Here is a 15,148-nt window from a genome sequence, read left to right on the forward strand (position 1 = left end):
TCCTATCAGTGCCCCGATTCCTCTCCCGAAAGCCCATCCGGAAATGACTGACGCGCTCTATAACGACGATATCGATCTCACACCCATTTTCGATCTGAAGCTTGCCCTGGTGGGGTATGGCAATCACGGTCGGTCCCATGCGCTGTGTCTGCGCGATAGCGGCGCAAAGAATATCCGCATCGCTCTGCGCCAGGGTTCGCCGTCGCGGGCGAAGGCCGAGGCGGACGGGTTTGAGGTGGTCACCCTGGCGGAGGCCGCAGCTTGGGCGGATGCAGTGGCCTTGCTCGCTGCGGACGAAGCGCATCGCCAGATCTGGGACAATGAAATTGCACCCAATCGCAAACCGGGCCAGGCGCTGATCGTCTGTCACGGCTTTTCGATCCACTACGAGCTGATCACGCCGCCAGCAGATTGCGATGTCATCCTGGCGGCGGCCAAGGGGCCAGGCGGCGCGGTGCGACAGGAGTTTGAAAAGGGCAAGGGGCTGATCGGTTTCTGGGCGGTGCACCGGGACGCGTCCGGCCGGGCCCGTGAGATCGCGCTGGCTTATCTCGCCGGTATCGGGTCGGGCAATGTTGGCATTTTCCCGACGACCTTCCGCGAAGAGACTGTCTCGGATCTGTTCGGGGAGCAGGTGGTTCTGGTGGGCGGCATGGTCGCCCTGGCCAAGGCGAGTTTCGACCGCCTGGTGGCGGCCGGCGTGTCCGAGCGCATGGCCTATATCGACTGTGTGCACGAGATCAAATACCTGGCCGACCTCATCCAGTCGCGCGGCATTGCCGGCATGTACAAGGCGATTTCCGACACGGCCGAATTTGGCGCCCGGGAGATCGAGGCCCGGATTGCGGGCCCGGAACTGCGCAAGGTCTTCGACGACGCAATGGCCGACATTGAAAGCGACCGGTTTGCGCGCAAATGGGTCGAGACCTATGAGGCGGGTGAGGCTATGGTCGCGGATCGTGATGCGGACGAGGCCTTGAAGATCGAGGAAGCGGGTCGGGATCTGCGTTCGCGGCTCTACGGTGCCTCGAAATAGCCAAGATGCACAATCAGTTGTAATAGACGAATTATTCCAGAGTGGATTGCAGGGGCTGGCAATGGCATTTAATCCGGTAAAACAAAGACCTTACGGCGAACCCAAAGAGGTTGTCGCGCGCCTGTTCGAGGAAGTGGGCGGTATCCCCAAGGTCATGGAATTGCTGGACCTTTCCCGCACACGTGTCTATGCGCTGGCGGACCCGGATTCGACCAACGAGATTTCCTATGCCCGCGTCTGCACGCTGACCGAGGACGGCGCCACCGCCGCGGCCCAGCACCTGGCAGCCCTGGCCGGTGGCCTGTTTGTGCCGCTGGAAAAGGCCGAGGACGCCGACTGGCTGGCCCTGGCCGGTGAAGCCAGCCGCCGCAATGCCCGCAATATCGCCGCCCTGATGGAATCCCTGTCGGAAACCGCCCGGTCTCCGGGCGAGGTCGATCAGCAGGAAGCCCGCGATCTGCTCAAGATCCTGGACGAACAGCTCGGGGTTCTGGCCATGCAACGCGCCAAGCTCTCGCTGATCGCGTCCGGCGAGCTGGAAGACAACGCAAACGGCTGATCAAGATTGCGGCTGGCTCGATCTCTGCTTAGGTAGTTGCGGGTGAACCAGTAAGGGCCAGCGCCTTCATGAGCGGCATCATCAATTTCATCATGCGTATGGACGCCAAGGCGTTGCGGGCTGTGCTCGTGTCGCTGGCGCTGTTTGCAGCCCTGGGCGTGATGTTTGTAGCCGGCAAGATGCTGTTTGATGCGGACCAGAGCCCGGTTGCGAGCTGGTTTGCATGGCTTTCCGAGCAATGGTTTGCCCTGCCGCTGACGATCGCGATCTTCATCGCTTTGTCCTTTGTCGGTTTTCCACAATTTGTCCTGATGGGCGCGGCTGTCGTCGCCTTCGGAGCCATCGAGGGCTTCCTCTATGCCTGGCTGGGCACGCTGGCAGCCGCGAGCGTGCATTACTGGCTCGGGCTGAGGTTCGGATCGAGCCTGGTCCAACGATATGGCGGGGAGTGGGCCAACCGCATCTCCGACTTTATCGGCCGCAATGGCATGCTGGCCTCGATCATCGTGCGCTTTGTTCCGTCCGGCCCCTTCATTGTTGTCAATATGGGTTTTGGCGTGACGCGAACGCCTTACTGGGCGTTTATCCTGGGCCTGGCGATTGGTGCAGCCTGCAAGATCGTCATTGTCAGCCTGGGCTGGCAGATCATCCTGGATTTCTTCAATGGTCAGGACCCGATGGTCATTGCCCTGCTGGTCTCGGCCATGGTCGCATGGATTGGCCTGATGCTGGTGGCGCGCCGCTGGCTGCGCCGCAATCGTCCGGAAAAAACCGACGCCTGAGCCCGTCTCCGTCTGGATGCCTCGCGCGACCAGCTGCAGCTGTTTCCTGAAAAGACGGAAGAATTGTGGAATTAGACCTTCGCGCCCCTTGCAATATCTTTCGCATCATCGCACAAGAAAAATAGTTGCAACGCGACTTTGTCGCCACACTTTCCGAAATCAGCGCCCATGCTCAACAGCCTCTTTGGTTTGCTTTCCGCGGATATTGCCATCGACCTCGGCACCGCGAACACGCTTGTCTACGTCAAGGGACGCGGTGTCGTCCTGAACGAACCGTCCGTCGTCGCCTACAAGGTCGACAAGGGACGAAAACACGTCCAGGCCGTGGGCGCTGAAGCCAAGCTGATGCTCGGCAAGACGCCGGGCAATGTCGAAGCCATCCGCCCGATGCGTGACGGTGTGATCGCCGACTTCGATGTCGCCGAGGAAATGATCAAGCATTTCATCCAGAAAGTGCACAATCGCCGCGCCATGGTGAGCCCGCAGGTCGTGATCTGTGTGCCGTCCGGTGCGACCGCCGTAGAGCGCCGCGCGATCCATGAGTCCGCGCTGGGTGCCGGTGCGCGCAAGGTTTATCTGATCGACGAGCCGATGGCGGCTGCCGTCGGTGCCGGTCTGCCGATCGATGAGCCGACCGGTTCCATGATTGTTGATATCGGCGGTGGCACCACCGAGGTCGCCGTCATGTCCCTGTCCGGCATTGTCTATTCCCGTTCTGTACGCGTCGGCGGTGACAAGATGGACGAGGCGATCATCAACTATATTCGCCGTTCCGCGAACCTGTTGATCGGTGAGACGTCTGCCGAGCGTATCAAGAAGGAAATCGGTTCGGCCATGCCGCCGGTGAAAGGCGAGGGCCTGTCGCTGGATATCAAGGGTCGTGACCTGATGAATGGCGTGCCGCGCGAAATCGCCGTCACCGAGGCCATGATTGCCGACAGTCTCTCCGAGCCGGTCGAACAGATCGTGGAAGCGGTTAAACAGGCGCTGGAAGCCACGCCGCCGGAACTCGCTGCCGACATCGTCGACAAGGGTATTGTCCTGACCGGCGGTGGCGCGCTGTTGCGGAACCTGGATACCGAGCTGCGTGAGCGTACGGGGCTGCCGGTCAGCCTGGCCGATGAAGCCCTGTCCTGCGTGGTGCTGGGTTGCGGTCGCGCGGTAGAAGATTTGAAAGTTTGGCGTCCCATTCTCTCTGAAGCTGTGTAATACACAGCGGGGCGGGGGAGAAGGAGTAGGTCGTTGGCGTCACGGCGCACGGCACGACACGATGCGGAACATGGGGTCCGCTTTTCGCGCACGATCTTCATCATGTTGATCGTAGTATCGAGCGCGCTGATCATGTTCGACCGTCCGGCGTCCAGATCAGTGGCTTTTGCGGGTTTTCGTGCCTCTTTCACCGACATCGCAGCACCACTGCTTGAGCTGGCCGCGCAGCCCATCCGGGCGGTGAAGGGTATTGGACCCTATTTCCGGATGCAGGGTGACCTGGCGGCCGAAAATGCCGAGCTGCGCCAGCAACTGATCGAGGCGCGTTACTGGGAAGACCTGGCCTATCGACAGCGCGACCGTATCGAGGTCTATGAAAGCGCCCTGAACGTACAGACGCAGGCGACCCAGGACCGGATCGGTGCCTGGACTGTAGCGGATCCGCGTGGCCCCTTTGTGCATGCCCGTCTGATCGGTCGTGGCAGAAACGCCGGCATTGCCGACGGGTATCCCGTCATCAATCTCTACGGCCTGGTCGGACGTGTCTACGAGACCGGCGAGCGTTCGGCACGCGTACTTCTGCTGACCGACCTGAACTCGAACATCCCGGTGATGGTGGACCGGTCCAATTCCCGCGCCATCCTGACCGGCGACAATTCCGAGTACCCGCGCCTGCAATATCTCGGACGTAATCCCGATATCGAGGCCGGTGATCGTATTGTTTCTTCCGGTGATGACGGCGTCCTGCCACGGGGCTTGCCAGTCGGTGTGGCCGTGCCGACGCGGGATGGCGGCTGGCGGGTCGAGCTCTATTCAGACCAGGCGCCGATCGATTTTGTCTGGGTCTGGCCCTATGTGCCTGCGGTTATCCCGCAGCGAGAGGAAGCTGAGACTGCTTCGGCAGAGGTTGAAACGGACCTGCCGGCACCCGCAGAAACTGCATCGGTCGAAGCAGGCGACACTGCGCAGCCCGCAACCGAGGAGGGCGGGCAATGAGAAAACCCAAGGAACGCTCTGCACCTTACTGGTCCGCGCTGGGTTGTGTGCTGTCGGTTGTGGCGGCGCTCTTGTTCCAGGCCGCTCCGACGCGCCTCATCGAAGGCATCACCATCATGCCCACCTGGCCTTTGATGGTGATTTTCCTGTGGTCGGGCCTGCGTCCCTATTTCATGCCGCCGATTGCCGTTTTCGCGATCGGCATCACCCAGGACCTGTTGACCGGAGCGCCGATGGGCATCTGGGCGTTGTCCTACCTGGTATCGATCTCGGTGTTCCGTTTTCGCGGCGAGGACGGCATGCCGAGAGATCTGCCGCCGATCGTCCTGCGGTTCGGGGGAACGCTTTTGCTGGCCCAGGCCATTGCCTTTTCTGCCGGTTTCTTTGCGCTGGGTGAGATGCCGCATCTTCAGCCCTTGATCATTGAGACCATTGCCTCAATCCTGATGTTTCCGATGCTGGCCTTTCTGGCTGTGCGTCGCCGGCGCGGCAGCCGGTCAGGTTTCATCGGGGGGTGATCGCGAGGAAAGATGCGCGCAGATCGCCAGGAACAGGAACTCAAATTCACCCGCCGGGCTCTCTTGCTCTCCGGCGCAGGGGCGCTGGGCTTCACTATTCTCGGCGCACGCCTCTATGCGCTCCAGGTGCTGGACAGCGAGCGGTATCGCCTGTTGTCGGAAGACAATCAGTTCAATTTCCAGCTTACACCGCCATCGCGCGGGCGCATTCTCGATCGTTTCGGGGTGCCCATCGCGGACAATCGCGACAGCTATCGCATCCTGCTGACGCCGGAAGGCACCAGCGACATCGATACGTCGCTGGATCTGCTCGGCCGCCATATGACGATCTCGCAGGGGCGCCGCGATCTGATCCACCGCCGGGCGCGCCAGAATCGCAGTTTCCAGCCGATCACCGTCGCCAACGATCTGGACTGGCAGACCTTCTCGACGGTCAATCTCTATGCGCCGGACATTCCGGGCATCACGCCGGATGTCGAGGAAGTGCGCAATTATCCTTACGGCGAGGCCTTTGCCCATGTTGTGGGTTATGTGCAGACGCCGAACGAGGATGATATCGCCAATGACCATCCCGATGCCGAGCGCCTGCTCCGCCAGCCGGGTTTTCGCGTTGGCAAGAATGGTGTCGAAATTGCGCGTGAACACGACCTTCGTGGTGCCGCCGGTGCCCTGAAGACCGAGGTGGATGCGGCAGGCCGCATTATCCGCGAGATCCCGGACCAGTCCGTTGATCCCAGTCAGGGCATGGATGTTGTGCTGACCCTGGATGCGGACATCCAGCGTTTCGCATCCGAACGACTGGGCGATGAGAGTGCATCCGCTGTTGTGATCGACGTGAATACCGGTGAGTTGATCGCGCTGGTATCCAATCCGTCTTTCGACCCGAACCTGTTTGTCCGCGGTATCTCCTCGGCAGATTATGCGCGTTATCGCGATAATGATCACCGGCCGCTCTATCACAAGTCCATCCAGGGGACTTATCCACCCGGTTCGACCTTCAAGGCCGTCGTTGCCGCGGCAGCGCTGGAAGCGGGCATAATCGAACCGTCCGAGAGCGTGCGCTGTACCGGTTCGACGCGCCTGGGCAATCGCGATTTCCATTGCTGGCGGCGGGAAGGGCATGGTCGTGTGGACCTGCATGAGGCGTTAAAGACGTCCTGCGATATCTATTTCTACGAGATTGCCGAGCGGCTGGGCATCGATCGCATCAATGAGATGGCGGCCCGCTTTGGTATCGGCGAGGAGTTTGATATCGGCATTGCGGGCGTGGCGCGCGGGCTGAACCCGAGCCCGGCCTGGCTGATGGCCAATCGCAACCAGCCCTGGACAACCGGCCGCACCTATAACACGGGCATCGGGCAGGGTTTCACCCTGGCGTCTCCCTTGCAGCTCGCCGTGATGACGGCCCGCGTCGCGTCCGGCCGTGCGGTCCAGCCGACCCTTTTCCGCAACGCCATGACACCGCCTGCCCAGCATATGGGGCTCAGTGACGACACCATGGCCCGGGTTCGTGAGGGCCTGCGGGCCGTCGTGCACGAACAGGGCGGGACGTCATTCTCGCTGGGCGGATTGGGTATTGAAGGCGTAGAGATGGCCGGCAAGACTGGTACGGCGCAGGTCTATTCCATCACCGCCGAAGAGCGCGAACAGGGCGTGAGGGAGCAGGAAGATCTGCCCTGGCGCCTGCGCGACCATGGCCTTTTCATGTGTTACGCGCCCGCCGATAATCCCAAGTATGCATGTGTCGTCGTGGTTGAACATGGCGGCGGCTCCAGTGCGGCGACGCGGCCTGCGCGCGATATCCTGCGTCGGACAGTGGCGCGTGATCCGTCGAGCCGACCGGGTGTCTTTGCCTCGCTCGCCCCGTCGACCACACGAGGTGGCATCTGATGGCTGTTTTCCGCGAGACCGTTCCCCGCGACCTTCCGGGCAAGATGATGGAGATCAACTGGTCTCTCGTCTTGCTGCTGGGCCTTCTGGGCGTAGCTGGCGTGGCGATGCTGTACTCGCTGGCTGGCGCCGAATGGAATCCGTGGGCGGTGCGCCATGCCCTGCGTCTGGGTGTCGGCTTTACGGGCATGCTGATCGTGGCCATGTTCCCGCCGCGCTTCTGGATAGGCGTCGCCTATCCCATCTATTTCGGCGCCTTGTTATTGCTTGTCCTGGTCGAGTTTGCCGGGGTCAGTATCAACGGCGCCCAGCGCTGGATCGATCTGGGGCCGCTACGCCTGCAGCCCTCCGAGGTGATGAAGGTGGCCCTGGTGCTGGCCCTGGCGCGTTTCTATCATGATCTGCCGACCGAGAAGGTGACCTCGCTGTCCGGATTGATACCGCCGATGATGATTATCGGTGCTCCGGCGGCCCTGATCATCGGTCAGCCCGATCTGGGGACAACCCTGCTGTTGATCGCCACCGGCCTTGCCGTGATCTTCATGGCCGGGTTGAGCTGGTGGTTCATCCTGATCGTGGGCGTGCTGGGCCTGATGGGTGTTGTCGGCATTGCCGTTGTCGGGTTGGAAAACATCCTGGCCGAATACCAGATGGACCGGGTGAGGGCCTTCACCAATCCGGATTTTGATCCCCTGGGCATCAATTATCACCCGAACCAGGCGGTGATCACGCTCGGATCGGGCGGAATGACCGGCAAGGGATATCTCGAGGGTACGCAGTCCAAGCTGGGTTTCCTTCCAGAGATGCAGACCGACTATATCTTCACCGCCCTGGGCGAGGAGTTCGGCTTTGTAGGCGGGATTTCCGTACTGGCGATCAATGCGCTGATCATGGCGCAGGGTGTCGGCGTCGCCGTGAGCTGCAAGAGCCCATTCCTGCGTCTTTTGACGATGGGCCTGATCACGACCTATGCGCTTTATGTCTTCATCAATATCGGCATGGTCTCGCGCCTGATGCCGGTGGTGGGCGTGCCTTTACCGCTGATTTCCTATGGTGGCACCGTGGTGCTCTCCATCCTGGTGGCCTTCGGATTGATCCTGGGCGCGCATATCCACCGCAATGCCGAGCCGCCACGCGGTGTCGGACTGTTCGGCTGAGCAACATCCTCTGCGCTGTCAAGCTTGACCGGGCCTTCCGCATGGGGAAGTGTGCGCGGCGATTTGTAGCAATACGAGGTGGCCGGTGAGGGGCTGCCCGGAGGGGAGAGTATCATGGCGGCAACACCAGCACCGGGTGCCCATGCGCACTGGTCGTCGCGTTTTGCATTTATCATGGCTGCGGTCGGTTCCGCAGTCGGTCTCGGCAATCTCTGGCGTTTCCCGTTTGAAACGGGACAGAACGGCGGAAGTGCATTTGTTCTTGTATATTTGGCGTGCGTCTTCCTAATCGCATTTCCAGTTTTGATGTCCGAATTCGCGATTGGACGACATGCCCAGAAGTCGGCGGTTTCGTCTACCCGCCAGATTGCCATGGATGCAAAGAAGTCTGCCCGTTGGTCGATAGTCGGCTGGGTTTGCATGATTGGTGGATTTCTCGTGCTCACCATCTACTCGGTTATTGCGGGTCGCATCATGGCGTACGCGACCGGCGGATTCATGGGGCTATTCGCTGTCGACGGCGGGATTGAAACCTTCCTTAACGGCGCGAGCGGAGAGGCCGGCATCTCGCGCGGGTTGGCGTGGCACTTCGTCTTCATGCTGCTGACTGTGATGATTGTTGCCCGGGGCCTGAAAGGCGGCATTGAGCGAGTTGTAACTATTCTGATGCCGCTGTTCTTCGTGATGCTTATCGGTTTGACCCTGTTCGGAGTTGTCCGAGGGCTTGGTGATGGTTCGACGTGGGAAGCGGCAAGGTACCTTTTCACACCCAACTGGAGTGCGGTCGACGCATCAGTCGTAATTGCAGCGCTCGGCCAAGCATTCTTTTCCGTAGGAGTGGCGTCGGCAATTATGATTACCTACGGTTCGTATCTTACGAAGGATACGAACATTGGCGAGAACGCCTTTTTCATCACAAGTGCTGACACGGTCGTGGCATTGATCGCAGGATTCATGATCTTTCCGGTGTTGTTCTCCGCAGGCGCACCACTGGACGGAAATCCGATCTTTGATGCTCTCCCGGGCTTGTTTGCACAAATGCCCGCAGGGCAGTTTATCGGCGGCGCCTTTTTCTTTCTCGCTGTGATTGCAGCTTTGACTTCGTCGATTTCATTGTTGGAAGCCACAGTCGCGTTTTTTGATGAGCATTCTGATTTCGGTCGGCCAACGTCGGCTTGGCTGTTAGGTGGATTTGCATTCATGATTGGCGCAGGGGCTGTCCATTCGCCGGAGTTTGATGGTTGGGTCAATTTGCTCTCAGGCGAGACACTGCTGCCGCTGGGTGGATTCCTGATCGCAGTATTCGTCGGCTGGGTGATCCCGAAAAAACTCCTCCGCGAGGAATTGAGTCATGCATCACCACGACTGTTCGGCTTCTTCCACTTCATGATGCGGTGGGTCGTACCAGTTGCAGTGGGAGCTGTGTTTGTGCTGGGCGTGGACGCAAATTTCAACGGTGGCCAACTTAACGAGGCCCTCGGACTGGGCTAGCCCATCTGATCTGCAAAGGCGTCGGTCGCGCGCACCAGTGCGTCGACCACGCCGGGCTCGCCGGCCGCATGGCCGGCATCGCCAATTAACTGGAGCCTTGCTCGCGGCCAGACCCGGGCAAGGCTCCAGGCCGTTTTGGGCGGCGTCACAACGTCATACCGACCTTGGACGATGACACCGGGCACCCGGTTGAACTTGCCCACATCCTCGAGCAGCTCGCCGTCGCGTTCGAAAAAGCCCTTGTGCGCGAAATAATGCGTTTCCATCCGTGCCAAGCCGTCGGCCCGCATCGGGTCTGCCAGCGGCGCGCTGGGATCACCTGCCAGCGAGATCAGGGCGCTTTCCCAGCGTGCCCAGGCGAGAGCATCCGGGCGTCGGCGCACCACGTCATTTTCCAGCATGCGGGCATAATAGGCCGCGACGACATCCTCTCGCTCTTCGCTGGTCAGTGAGCCGACCAGGCGTTCCCAGGCGTCCGGAAACATGACATTGGCGCCGTGTTTGTAGAACCAGTCCAGCTCGGCCTGCGTGCAGGTGAAAATCCCGCGCAGGATCAGCCCGAGGCAGCGATCCGCATGGTCGCGCGCATAGGCCATGGCCAGCGTTGCACCCCAGGACCCGCCAAACACGATCCACTTGTCGATACCGGCCTGGACCCGGATTTTTTCCATGTCTTCGACCAGGGCCTGTGTGGTGTTGTTTTCCAGTGAACCATGCGGCGTGGAGCGTCCACAGCCGCGCTGGTCGAACAGGATGATGCGATAGCGCTGAGGATCGAAAAAGCGCCTCAGGGCAGGAGAGATGCCTCCGCCCGGGCCGCCATGCAGGGTGACGATCGGTAGACCGTCAGGCCGTCCGCATTCCTCGACATGCAATTCATGCCCGTCGCCGACATTCAGGCGATAGCTGCGATACGGTTGTATCGGGGGGTAAAGCAGGCGTCGGGTGTAACCAGCGTCCATCATGAAATATGCCGCAATAGCAAGTTATTTCGTTAGGCAGTTCTAAACGGAATAAACCATAGCCTATTCGCTCAACACTCGATACTGTCACGGTATTGGGGCCGTAGTATTTTTTGTGGGACATTCGACGATGAAGAAGTCCGGGATCGTAACCGCTGCCATTGCCGCGTGTTTGACGATCAGCGCGTGTGCAAGCGCACCGATTTCTGTTGCAGGATCGGTGTTGCCGTCCATGCGCGATGCCCAGAATGTCCATCAGTCTGCCCTCAGAACATCCGTGACGCGTCTTGAAGACACCTATGTCGAACAGGGGTGGGTTCACCGAGTTCAGTCCATGACGTCGGCCGGCGGCTGGATGAACCGCCTGACGGGTCAAAGCGAGAATTCCGATACCCCGATCGAGCGCGGCGTGCCGGTCGCGTATCTGGTCGAGATCCCGTACATGATCAGCACGAATACCGGTTCGCTGGTCGCAGACGCATCCATGGCCAGACTGGCGTCTGACCTTGACGAAGCCGATGCGCTGATCCGGGACGTGAACTTCGCGGCCCAGGTTCTGATCCGTGAACCCTCCGCCGTGACGCGAGCATCTCTGGCGGAAGACATTGAACATCTCGAACGGGCCGTCGGATATTCGCGGCAAGCCCTGGATACGTTCAATTCTGCCATGGCCGATATCGCAGGCGGGCTGGAGCAAAGCCAGCTTGCCCAGCTGGAAACCCGCCGTGCTCGCTTCGCCCGCGACGCGGAAGCCCTGCGTGACCGGGCCGATGACATTGCCCAGCTGCGCCGCACGCTGATGACCGGCGCCTCTTCCTGATGCTTTCACCTGACGACGTAAAAGGTTTCCTCGCTCCCGAGGAAGGCGACCGCCTTGCCGAACTGGCACGTGAGGCTGGACGCCGGGGCCCGGTGCTGGAAATCGGAACCTATTGCGGCAAGTCCGCGCTCTATCTCGGACCGGCGGTCCGTGAGGCTGGAACTGTACTCTATACGCTGGATCATCACCGCGGTTCGGAAGAGCACCAGCCGGGTGAGGAGTATCACGATCCCGCTCTTTTCGATGCCGAGCTGGGCGCCGTGGAGACGCTGCGCGAACTGCGCCGAACGCTCCACCGCGCCAGGCTGGAAGATTGCGTGATCCCGCTCATCGGGCGTTCCGGGACCGTCGCTGCGAACTGGACCACGCCTTTGGGCATGGTGTTCATCGATGGCGGGCATTCCATGGAGGCCGCGTTGACCGATTATCGCGGCTGGGCCGGGCGCATCGTCACCGGCGGTATCCTGGCCATACACGACGTCTTCCCCAATCCGGAAGATGGCGGGCGGCCGCCCTATGAGATCTGGAAGCTGGCGCGCGATAGCGGCCTGTTCGAGGTCGTCAGTCGAACAGGAACGCTGGAAGTCCTTCGCCGTCTGGCTTAGGGGCTGTCTCCCGAAGTTCTGGTAACACCGTTCGGATCAGCAGGTTCGACCCCGGTGTCAGGGCTTCAACTGCGTCGAGTGCCATGATCATTGCCCCGGCCGTCCAGGACGGGCGCTCATAAGGCCAGATGACGTCCTCGGCGAACTGCCACCCCATCCAGTATCCACCGTCGTTGGCTCGCAAGGGCTCCAGGTTCTCCAGCAAATCACGGGCTTCCTCGCGCTTGCCCGCTGCGAGGCAGGCAAGGGCGAGTTCCGCTGTCTCAGCTGCAGTGACCCACGGCTCATCCGTCACGCAGCGACATCCCAGCCCCGCCTCGACAAACTCGTTCCAGCGCGCATAGAGGCGGGCCCGACCTGCCCCGGTCGGCAATACACCGGTCAGGACCGGGTAGTACCAGTCCATCGCATATCGACGACGGTCCGTGCCGAAACGATCAAAACGCGCATCATTCTCGCGCAGCGTGGCGCCAATCGCGCGCCGGGCACTTTCCCAGTGTGGGCGCTCGGCGCCGACCATGCGGGCCAGAAGCAGGGCGCATTCAATGGACTTATAGAGGCTGGCATTACCGGCGCGCAGGCTGTCGACGTCTTCCAGGGCCTCGTACGGATCGAGGCCACGCCAGACGATATCGCCGCGTTCGGTCTGGTGCCGCAGGACAAACTCAATTGCGCTGTCGACCATTGGCCAATAACGCTCGGCCTTGTCCGCGGCTTGCAATGCCAGCAGGCTGCGCAGCACGGTAACCGCCACATAGCCGGTGAAATTGGTGTCGCGGGCCTGTTCCGGGGTTCCCGGAACGAGGCGGCGATTGTCGTCATCCAGTGGTACCGAAGCACCCAGGTCACCGGTAAATCCGCCATCGGCGTCCTGTCGCTCGACCAGGCAATCCAGACCCCGCAGCGTATCGGAGGCATGTCCCGCGATGGCCAGTCCCATGACACTCTCGCCATGGTTCCAGGCGTCCCAGATGCCACGGTCAATCCACGGGATGGATCCGTCTGGACGCTGCAGCGTGCGGATATAGGCTGCGCTTTCGACGATGATACGGGGCGTGTTCATCAGCTGGCCTTGCGGAAATACATGACGACGGACTTGCCCATGACCGGGTTCAGCAGCCAGTCGAGGAAGCGCGTCAGCCAGGGGCGTTGCAACAGATCCCACTCCAGGAATTTGCGGTAGGTATTGACGAGGCCGCTGTCCTCGCGCTTGTCCCAGAGCGCACATTGCAGCCACCAGTAGGGGCTGTGCAGGCTATGGGCCCAGTGGCGCGCAAAGCGTTTGAAACCCTGCTGCTCGACGGACTGCCTGAGCTGGGAGGAGCGGAAGATGCGCACATGCCCGCCCGGCGTGTTCTGATAACCTTCCGAGAGGCTCCAGCAGATCTTTTCCGGCCAGTAACGCGGCACCGAGGCGATGAACAGGCCGCCGGGTTTCAGGATGCGTGAGATTTCCGAAAGAACCAGGTCCGGATCCGGCACGTGTTCCAGGACCTCGGAACAGATGATGCGGTCGAAACAAGCGTCCGGGAAAGGCAGACGGCCGGCGTCGCCGGCTGTGACCGAGGCGGAGCGCTGGTCGGAAGCCGGCTCGGGAGGAGGCAACTCGAAAAAGCCTTCCCAGGCTGCCTTGACCTCGCCGTGCGACAGGTCCAGTCCGACCACGTCCAGCGGAATGTCGTTCCAGTAGAGTGCGTGCAGGTGTCGGCCACGGCCACAGCCGAGATCGAGAACGCGCATTCCGGGCTCGAGGTCCATGTCCTCGAGACGAACCGTGACCATCATGAGCGGGCTCCCCGTTCAGCAAGGGCTTCGGTATAAAGACGCGAGGCGGCGAGGGCGTGGTGTTTCCACTGAAACACGTCCTGCGCCCGGGCGGTGGCACGCTGACCTATTTCGCTGGCCATGTTCGGATCATCCAGAAGGCGCGCCAGATTGGCCGCCATCGCGCCGGCATTCCCGACAGGAGAGACAAGGCCGCAATCACCGACCACTTCCGGCAGGGCACCGCCATCACTGGAGACAACTGCTGCCCCGCAGGCCATGGCCTCGGCGGCCGGGAAACCGAACCCCTCGAACCGAGCGGGGCAGGCGACGACATGCGCACGGCGATAAAGATCTGCCACATCCTCGCGGCTGAGACCGCCACCATCGATAACGCGGGAGGTCAGCCCGTGTTTCTCCAGAGCACGCCTGGCCGGTCCCTTGCGCAGGGTGCCGACGATCCGCAGTTTGACGTTCGGGCGCGCTGCCGCGACGCGGGCAACTGCCTCCAGCAGGACATCCAACCCCTTGATCGGTGCATCGGCGCTGGCCGTGGTCACGATCAGGCCCGGCTCGCGTTCCACTGCGCTGTCGGGATGGAAAATGGAGTGCTCGATGCCGTTGAACGCAACCCGCACACGTTCCGTGGGTGTCGCGTAGTGCTCGGCATGACTGTCCCGTGCCGCGGCAGAGACCGCGAGCATGCGCGGCAACTGCCGCGAGGTGCGCGCCTGCATTTTCACGAAACTGTACCAACGGCGTGTCAGGGCGCGTTTCCACCAGCTTTCGCCAGCGGCAACGGCATAGTCCAGATCGATCGAGATCGGATGGTGGATCGTGGTGATGACGGGCAAAAGCTCATCAATGCGCACAAATGGTGAGGCGAGGGTCTGGTTGTCGTGCAGCACGTCGTACTCGCCGGCGTGGTCGCGCAGGTATTTCTCCAGTCGCAAGCCAAATGAATACAGCTCACCGAATGCCCCGGAATTATGCGCCAGCCATTCCGACAGATCCGCACGATTGGTGAGATGCTGGGGGCGCAAGGCAAGGAAGGCGTTGTCTTCTTCGAACAGGTCGAGTGAGGGCAGTTCGATCAGCTCAACGCCGTCATCCAGTTCGGGGTATGGCGGGCCGGAAATGACCGTGACCTTGTGTCCAAGTCCTGCCAGCGCGCGTGTCAGCTCGCGAATGTAAACGCCCTGTCCGCCGACATGCGGGTGGGAGCGATAACCGCTGACCAGTACCCGCAGCGGTCGAACTGGATCGCTGTCTGCTGCCATCTTGGAGGAGGAATGTGCAGTCGTTTCGAAAGTCATCTGATGAGGCTGTGTCCGATTTTGCGGGGAACCTATAGAAGTG

At 61.2% G+C, this 15,148-nt stretch carries 15 protein-coding genes; 11 read left to right on the forward strand and 4 right to left on the reverse strand.

Translation table 11 applies throughout. The annotated features are described in order from the left end of the window. Window positions 1–43 precede the first annotated feature (43 nt). The 9 genes from ilvC to JJ889_RS06255 all read left to right on the forward strand — a co-directional run bounded on the left by ilvC (window position 44) and on the right by JJ889_RS06255 (window position 9,638). Entirely contained in the window at window positions 44–1,036 is a 993-nt protein-coding gene (gene ilvC / locus JJ889_RS06215) for a ketol-acid reductoisomerase (RefSeq protein ID WP_291892643.1), read from the forward strand. A 61-nt stretch (window positions 1,037–1,097) separates the two neighbouring features. Further along, a complete protein-coding gene (locus JJ889_RS06220; protein ID WP_291892645.1) occupies window positions 1,098–1,595 on the forward strand; it encodes a hypothetical protein in 498 nt (165 codons plus the stop codon). 68 nt (window positions 1,596–1,663) lie between these two features. After that, on the forward strand, window positions 1,664–2,377 hold the full coding sequence (locus JJ889_RS06225) for a VTT domain-containing protein (RefSeq protein ID WP_291892646.1): 714 nt from the start codon (window positions 1,664–1,666) through the stop codon (window positions 2,375–2,377). A 168-nt stretch (window positions 2,378–2,545) separates the two neighbouring features. Then, entirely contained in the window at window positions 2,546–3,586 is a 1,041-nt protein-coding gene (locus JJ889_RS06230) for a rod shape-determining protein (RefSeq protein WP_291892648.1), read from the forward strand. Window positions 3,587–3,688: 102 nt separating this feature from the next. Further along, window positions 3,689–4,582 (forward strand): rod shape-determining protein MreC, encoded by an 894-nt coding sequence (mreC, locus tag JJ889_RS06235; RefSeq protein ID WP_291892650.1) that lies wholly within the window; start codon window positions 3,689–3,691, stop codon window positions 4,580–4,582. Continuing rightward, the gene (gene mreD, locus JJ889_RS06240; RefSeq protein ID WP_291892652.1) at window positions 4,579–5,100 is read left to right on the forward strand and encodes a rod shape-determining protein MreD; all 522 of its coding nucleotides are present in this window, start codon (window positions 4,579–4,581) and stop codon (window positions 5,098–5,100) included. The genes mreC and mreD overlap by 4 nt, the downstream gene beginning before the upstream one ends. 12 nt (window positions 5,101–5,112) lie before the next feature. Next, window positions 5,113–6,990, forward strand: a complete 1,878-nt coding sequence (gene mrdA, locus JJ889_RS06245) for a penicillin-binding protein 2 (protein WP_291892654.1) — start codon at window positions 5,113–5,115, stop codon at window positions 6,988–6,990. Continuing rightward, window positions 6,990–8,147, forward strand: a complete 1,158-nt coding sequence (gene rodA / locus JJ889_RS06250; protein WP_291892656.1) for a rod shape-determining protein RodA — start codon at window positions 6,990–6,992, stop codon at window positions 8,145–8,147. Before mrdA ends, rodA begins: the two co-directional genes overlap by 1 nt. Window positions 8,148–8,261: 114 nt before the next feature. After that, a complete protein-coding gene (locus tag JJ889_RS06255; RefSeq protein WP_291892658.1) occupies window positions 8,262–9,638 on the forward strand; it encodes a sodium-dependent transporter in 1,377 nt (458 codons plus the stop codon). Here the strand turns inward: JJ889_RS06255 and pip are convergent. After that, a complete protein-coding gene (gene pip, locus JJ889_RS06260; protein WP_366940059.1) occupies window positions 9,635–10,600 on the reverse strand; it encodes a prolyl aminopeptidase in 966 nt (321 codons plus the stop codon). The two genes, JJ889_RS06255 and pip, sit on opposite strands and share 4 nt — an antisense overlap. A gap of 130 nt (window positions 10,601–10,730) precedes the next feature. Here pip and JJ889_RS06265 point away from each other — a divergent pair, with 130 nt between their 5' ends. After that, window positions 10,731–11,420, forward strand: coding sequence for a hypothetical protein (locus JJ889_RS06265; RefSeq protein ID WP_291892662.1), 690 nt, complete (start codon window positions 10,731–10,733; stop codon window positions 11,418–11,420). Beyond that, window positions 11,420–12,025: a class I SAM-dependent methyltransferase gene (locus JJ889_RS06270; protein WP_291892664.1), complete on the forward strand. Its 606-nt coding sequence runs from the start codon at window positions 11,420–11,422 to the stop codon at window positions 12,023–12,025. Before JJ889_RS06265 ends, JJ889_RS06270 begins: the two co-directional genes overlap by 1 nt. Here the strand turns inward: JJ889_RS06270 and JJ889_RS06275 are convergent. From JJ889_RS06275 to JJ889_RS06285, 3 genes are read right to left on the reverse strand one after another with little or no spacing between them, the layout of a single operon-like run. Continuing rightward, window positions 11,982–13,088, reverse strand: coding sequence for a hypothetical protein (locus JJ889_RS06275; protein ID WP_291892666.1), 1,107 nt, complete (start codon window positions 13,086–13,088; stop codon window positions 11,982–11,984). The genes JJ889_RS06270 and JJ889_RS06275 overlap by 44 nt on opposite strands. Continuing rightward, complete coding sequence (locus tag JJ889_RS06280; RefSeq protein ID WP_291892668.1) at window positions 13,088–13,810, reverse strand: methyltransferase domain-containing protein; 723 nt, start codon at window positions 13,808–13,810, stop codon at window positions 13,088–13,090. Before JJ889_RS06280 ends, JJ889_RS06275 begins: the two co-directional genes overlap by 1 nt. Next, window positions 13,807–15,105: a glycosyltransferase family 4 protein gene (locus tag JJ889_RS06285; RefSeq protein ID WP_291892669.1), complete on the reverse strand. Its 1,299-nt coding sequence runs from the start codon at window positions 15,103–15,105 to the stop codon at window positions 13,807–13,809. The genes JJ889_RS06280 and JJ889_RS06285 overlap by 4 nt, the downstream gene beginning before the upstream one ends. Between the last annotated feature and the right edge of the window lie 43 nt (window positions 15,106–15,148).

It is taken from the genome of Maricaulis sp., from assembly GCF_017643475.1.
Lineage (GTDB): Bacteria > Pseudomonadota > Alphaproteobacteria > Caulobacterales > Maricaulaceae > Maricaulis.

Excerpts from the sequence above, each read along its gene's own strand:
- ilvC (WP_291892643.1), top strand. The coding sequence starts at position 44 with ATGACTGACGCGCTCTATAACGACGATATCGATCTCACACCCATTTTC.
- JJ889_RS06220 (WP_291892645.1), top strand. The coding sequence starts at position 1,098 with ATGGCATTTAATCCGGTAAAACAAAGACCTTACGGCGAACCCAAAGAG.
- JJ889_RS06225 (WP_291892646.1), top strand. The coding sequence starts at position 1,664 with ATGAGCGGCATCATCAATTTCATCATGCGTATGGACGCCAAGGCGTTG.
- JJ889_RS06230 (WP_291892648.1), top strand. The coding sequence starts at position 2,546 with ATGCTCAACAGCCTCTTTGGTTTGCTTTCCGCGGATATTGCCATCGAC.
- mreC (WP_291892650.1), top strand. The coding sequence starts at position 3,689 with ATGTTGATCGTAGTATCGAGCGCGCTGATCATGTTCGACCGTCCGGCG.
- mreD (WP_291892652.1), top strand. The coding sequence starts at position 4,579 with ATGAGAAAACCCAAGGAACGCTCTGCACCTTACTGGTCCGCGCTGGGT.
- mrdA (WP_291892654.1), top strand. The coding sequence starts at position 5,113 with ATGCGCGCAGATCGCCAGGAACAGGAACTCAAATTCACCCGCCGGGCT.
- rodA (WP_291892656.1), top strand. The coding sequence starts at position 6,990 with ATGGCTGTTTTCCGCGAGACCGTTCCCCGCGACCTTCCGGGCAAGATG.
- JJ889_RS06255 (WP_291892658.1), top strand. The coding sequence starts at position 8,262 with ATGGCGGCAACACCAGCACCGGGTGCCCATGCGCACTGGTCGTCGCGT.
- pip (WP_366940059.1), bottom strand. The coding sequence starts at position 10,600 with ATGGACGCTGGTTACACCCGACGCCTGCTTTACCCCCCGATACAACCG.
- JJ889_RS06265 (WP_291892662.1), top strand. The coding sequence starts at position 10,731 with ATGAAGAAGTCCGGGATCGTAACCGCTGCCATTGCCGCGTGTTTGACG.
- JJ889_RS06270 (WP_291892664.1), top strand. The coding sequence starts at position 11,420 with ATGCTTTCACCTGACGACGTAAAAGGTTTCCTCGCTCCCGAGGAAGGC.
- JJ889_RS06275 (WP_291892666.1), bottom strand. The coding sequence starts at position 13,088 with ATGAACACGCCCCGTATCATCGTCGAAAGCGCAGCCTATATCCGCACG.
- JJ889_RS06280 (WP_291892668.1), bottom strand. The coding sequence starts at position 13,810 with ATGATGGTCACGGTTCGTCTCGAGGACATGGACCTCGAGCCCGGAATG.
- JJ889_RS06285 (WP_291892669.1), bottom strand. The coding sequence starts at position 15,105 with ATGACTTTCGAAACGACTGCACATTCCTCCTCCAAGATGGCAGCAGAC.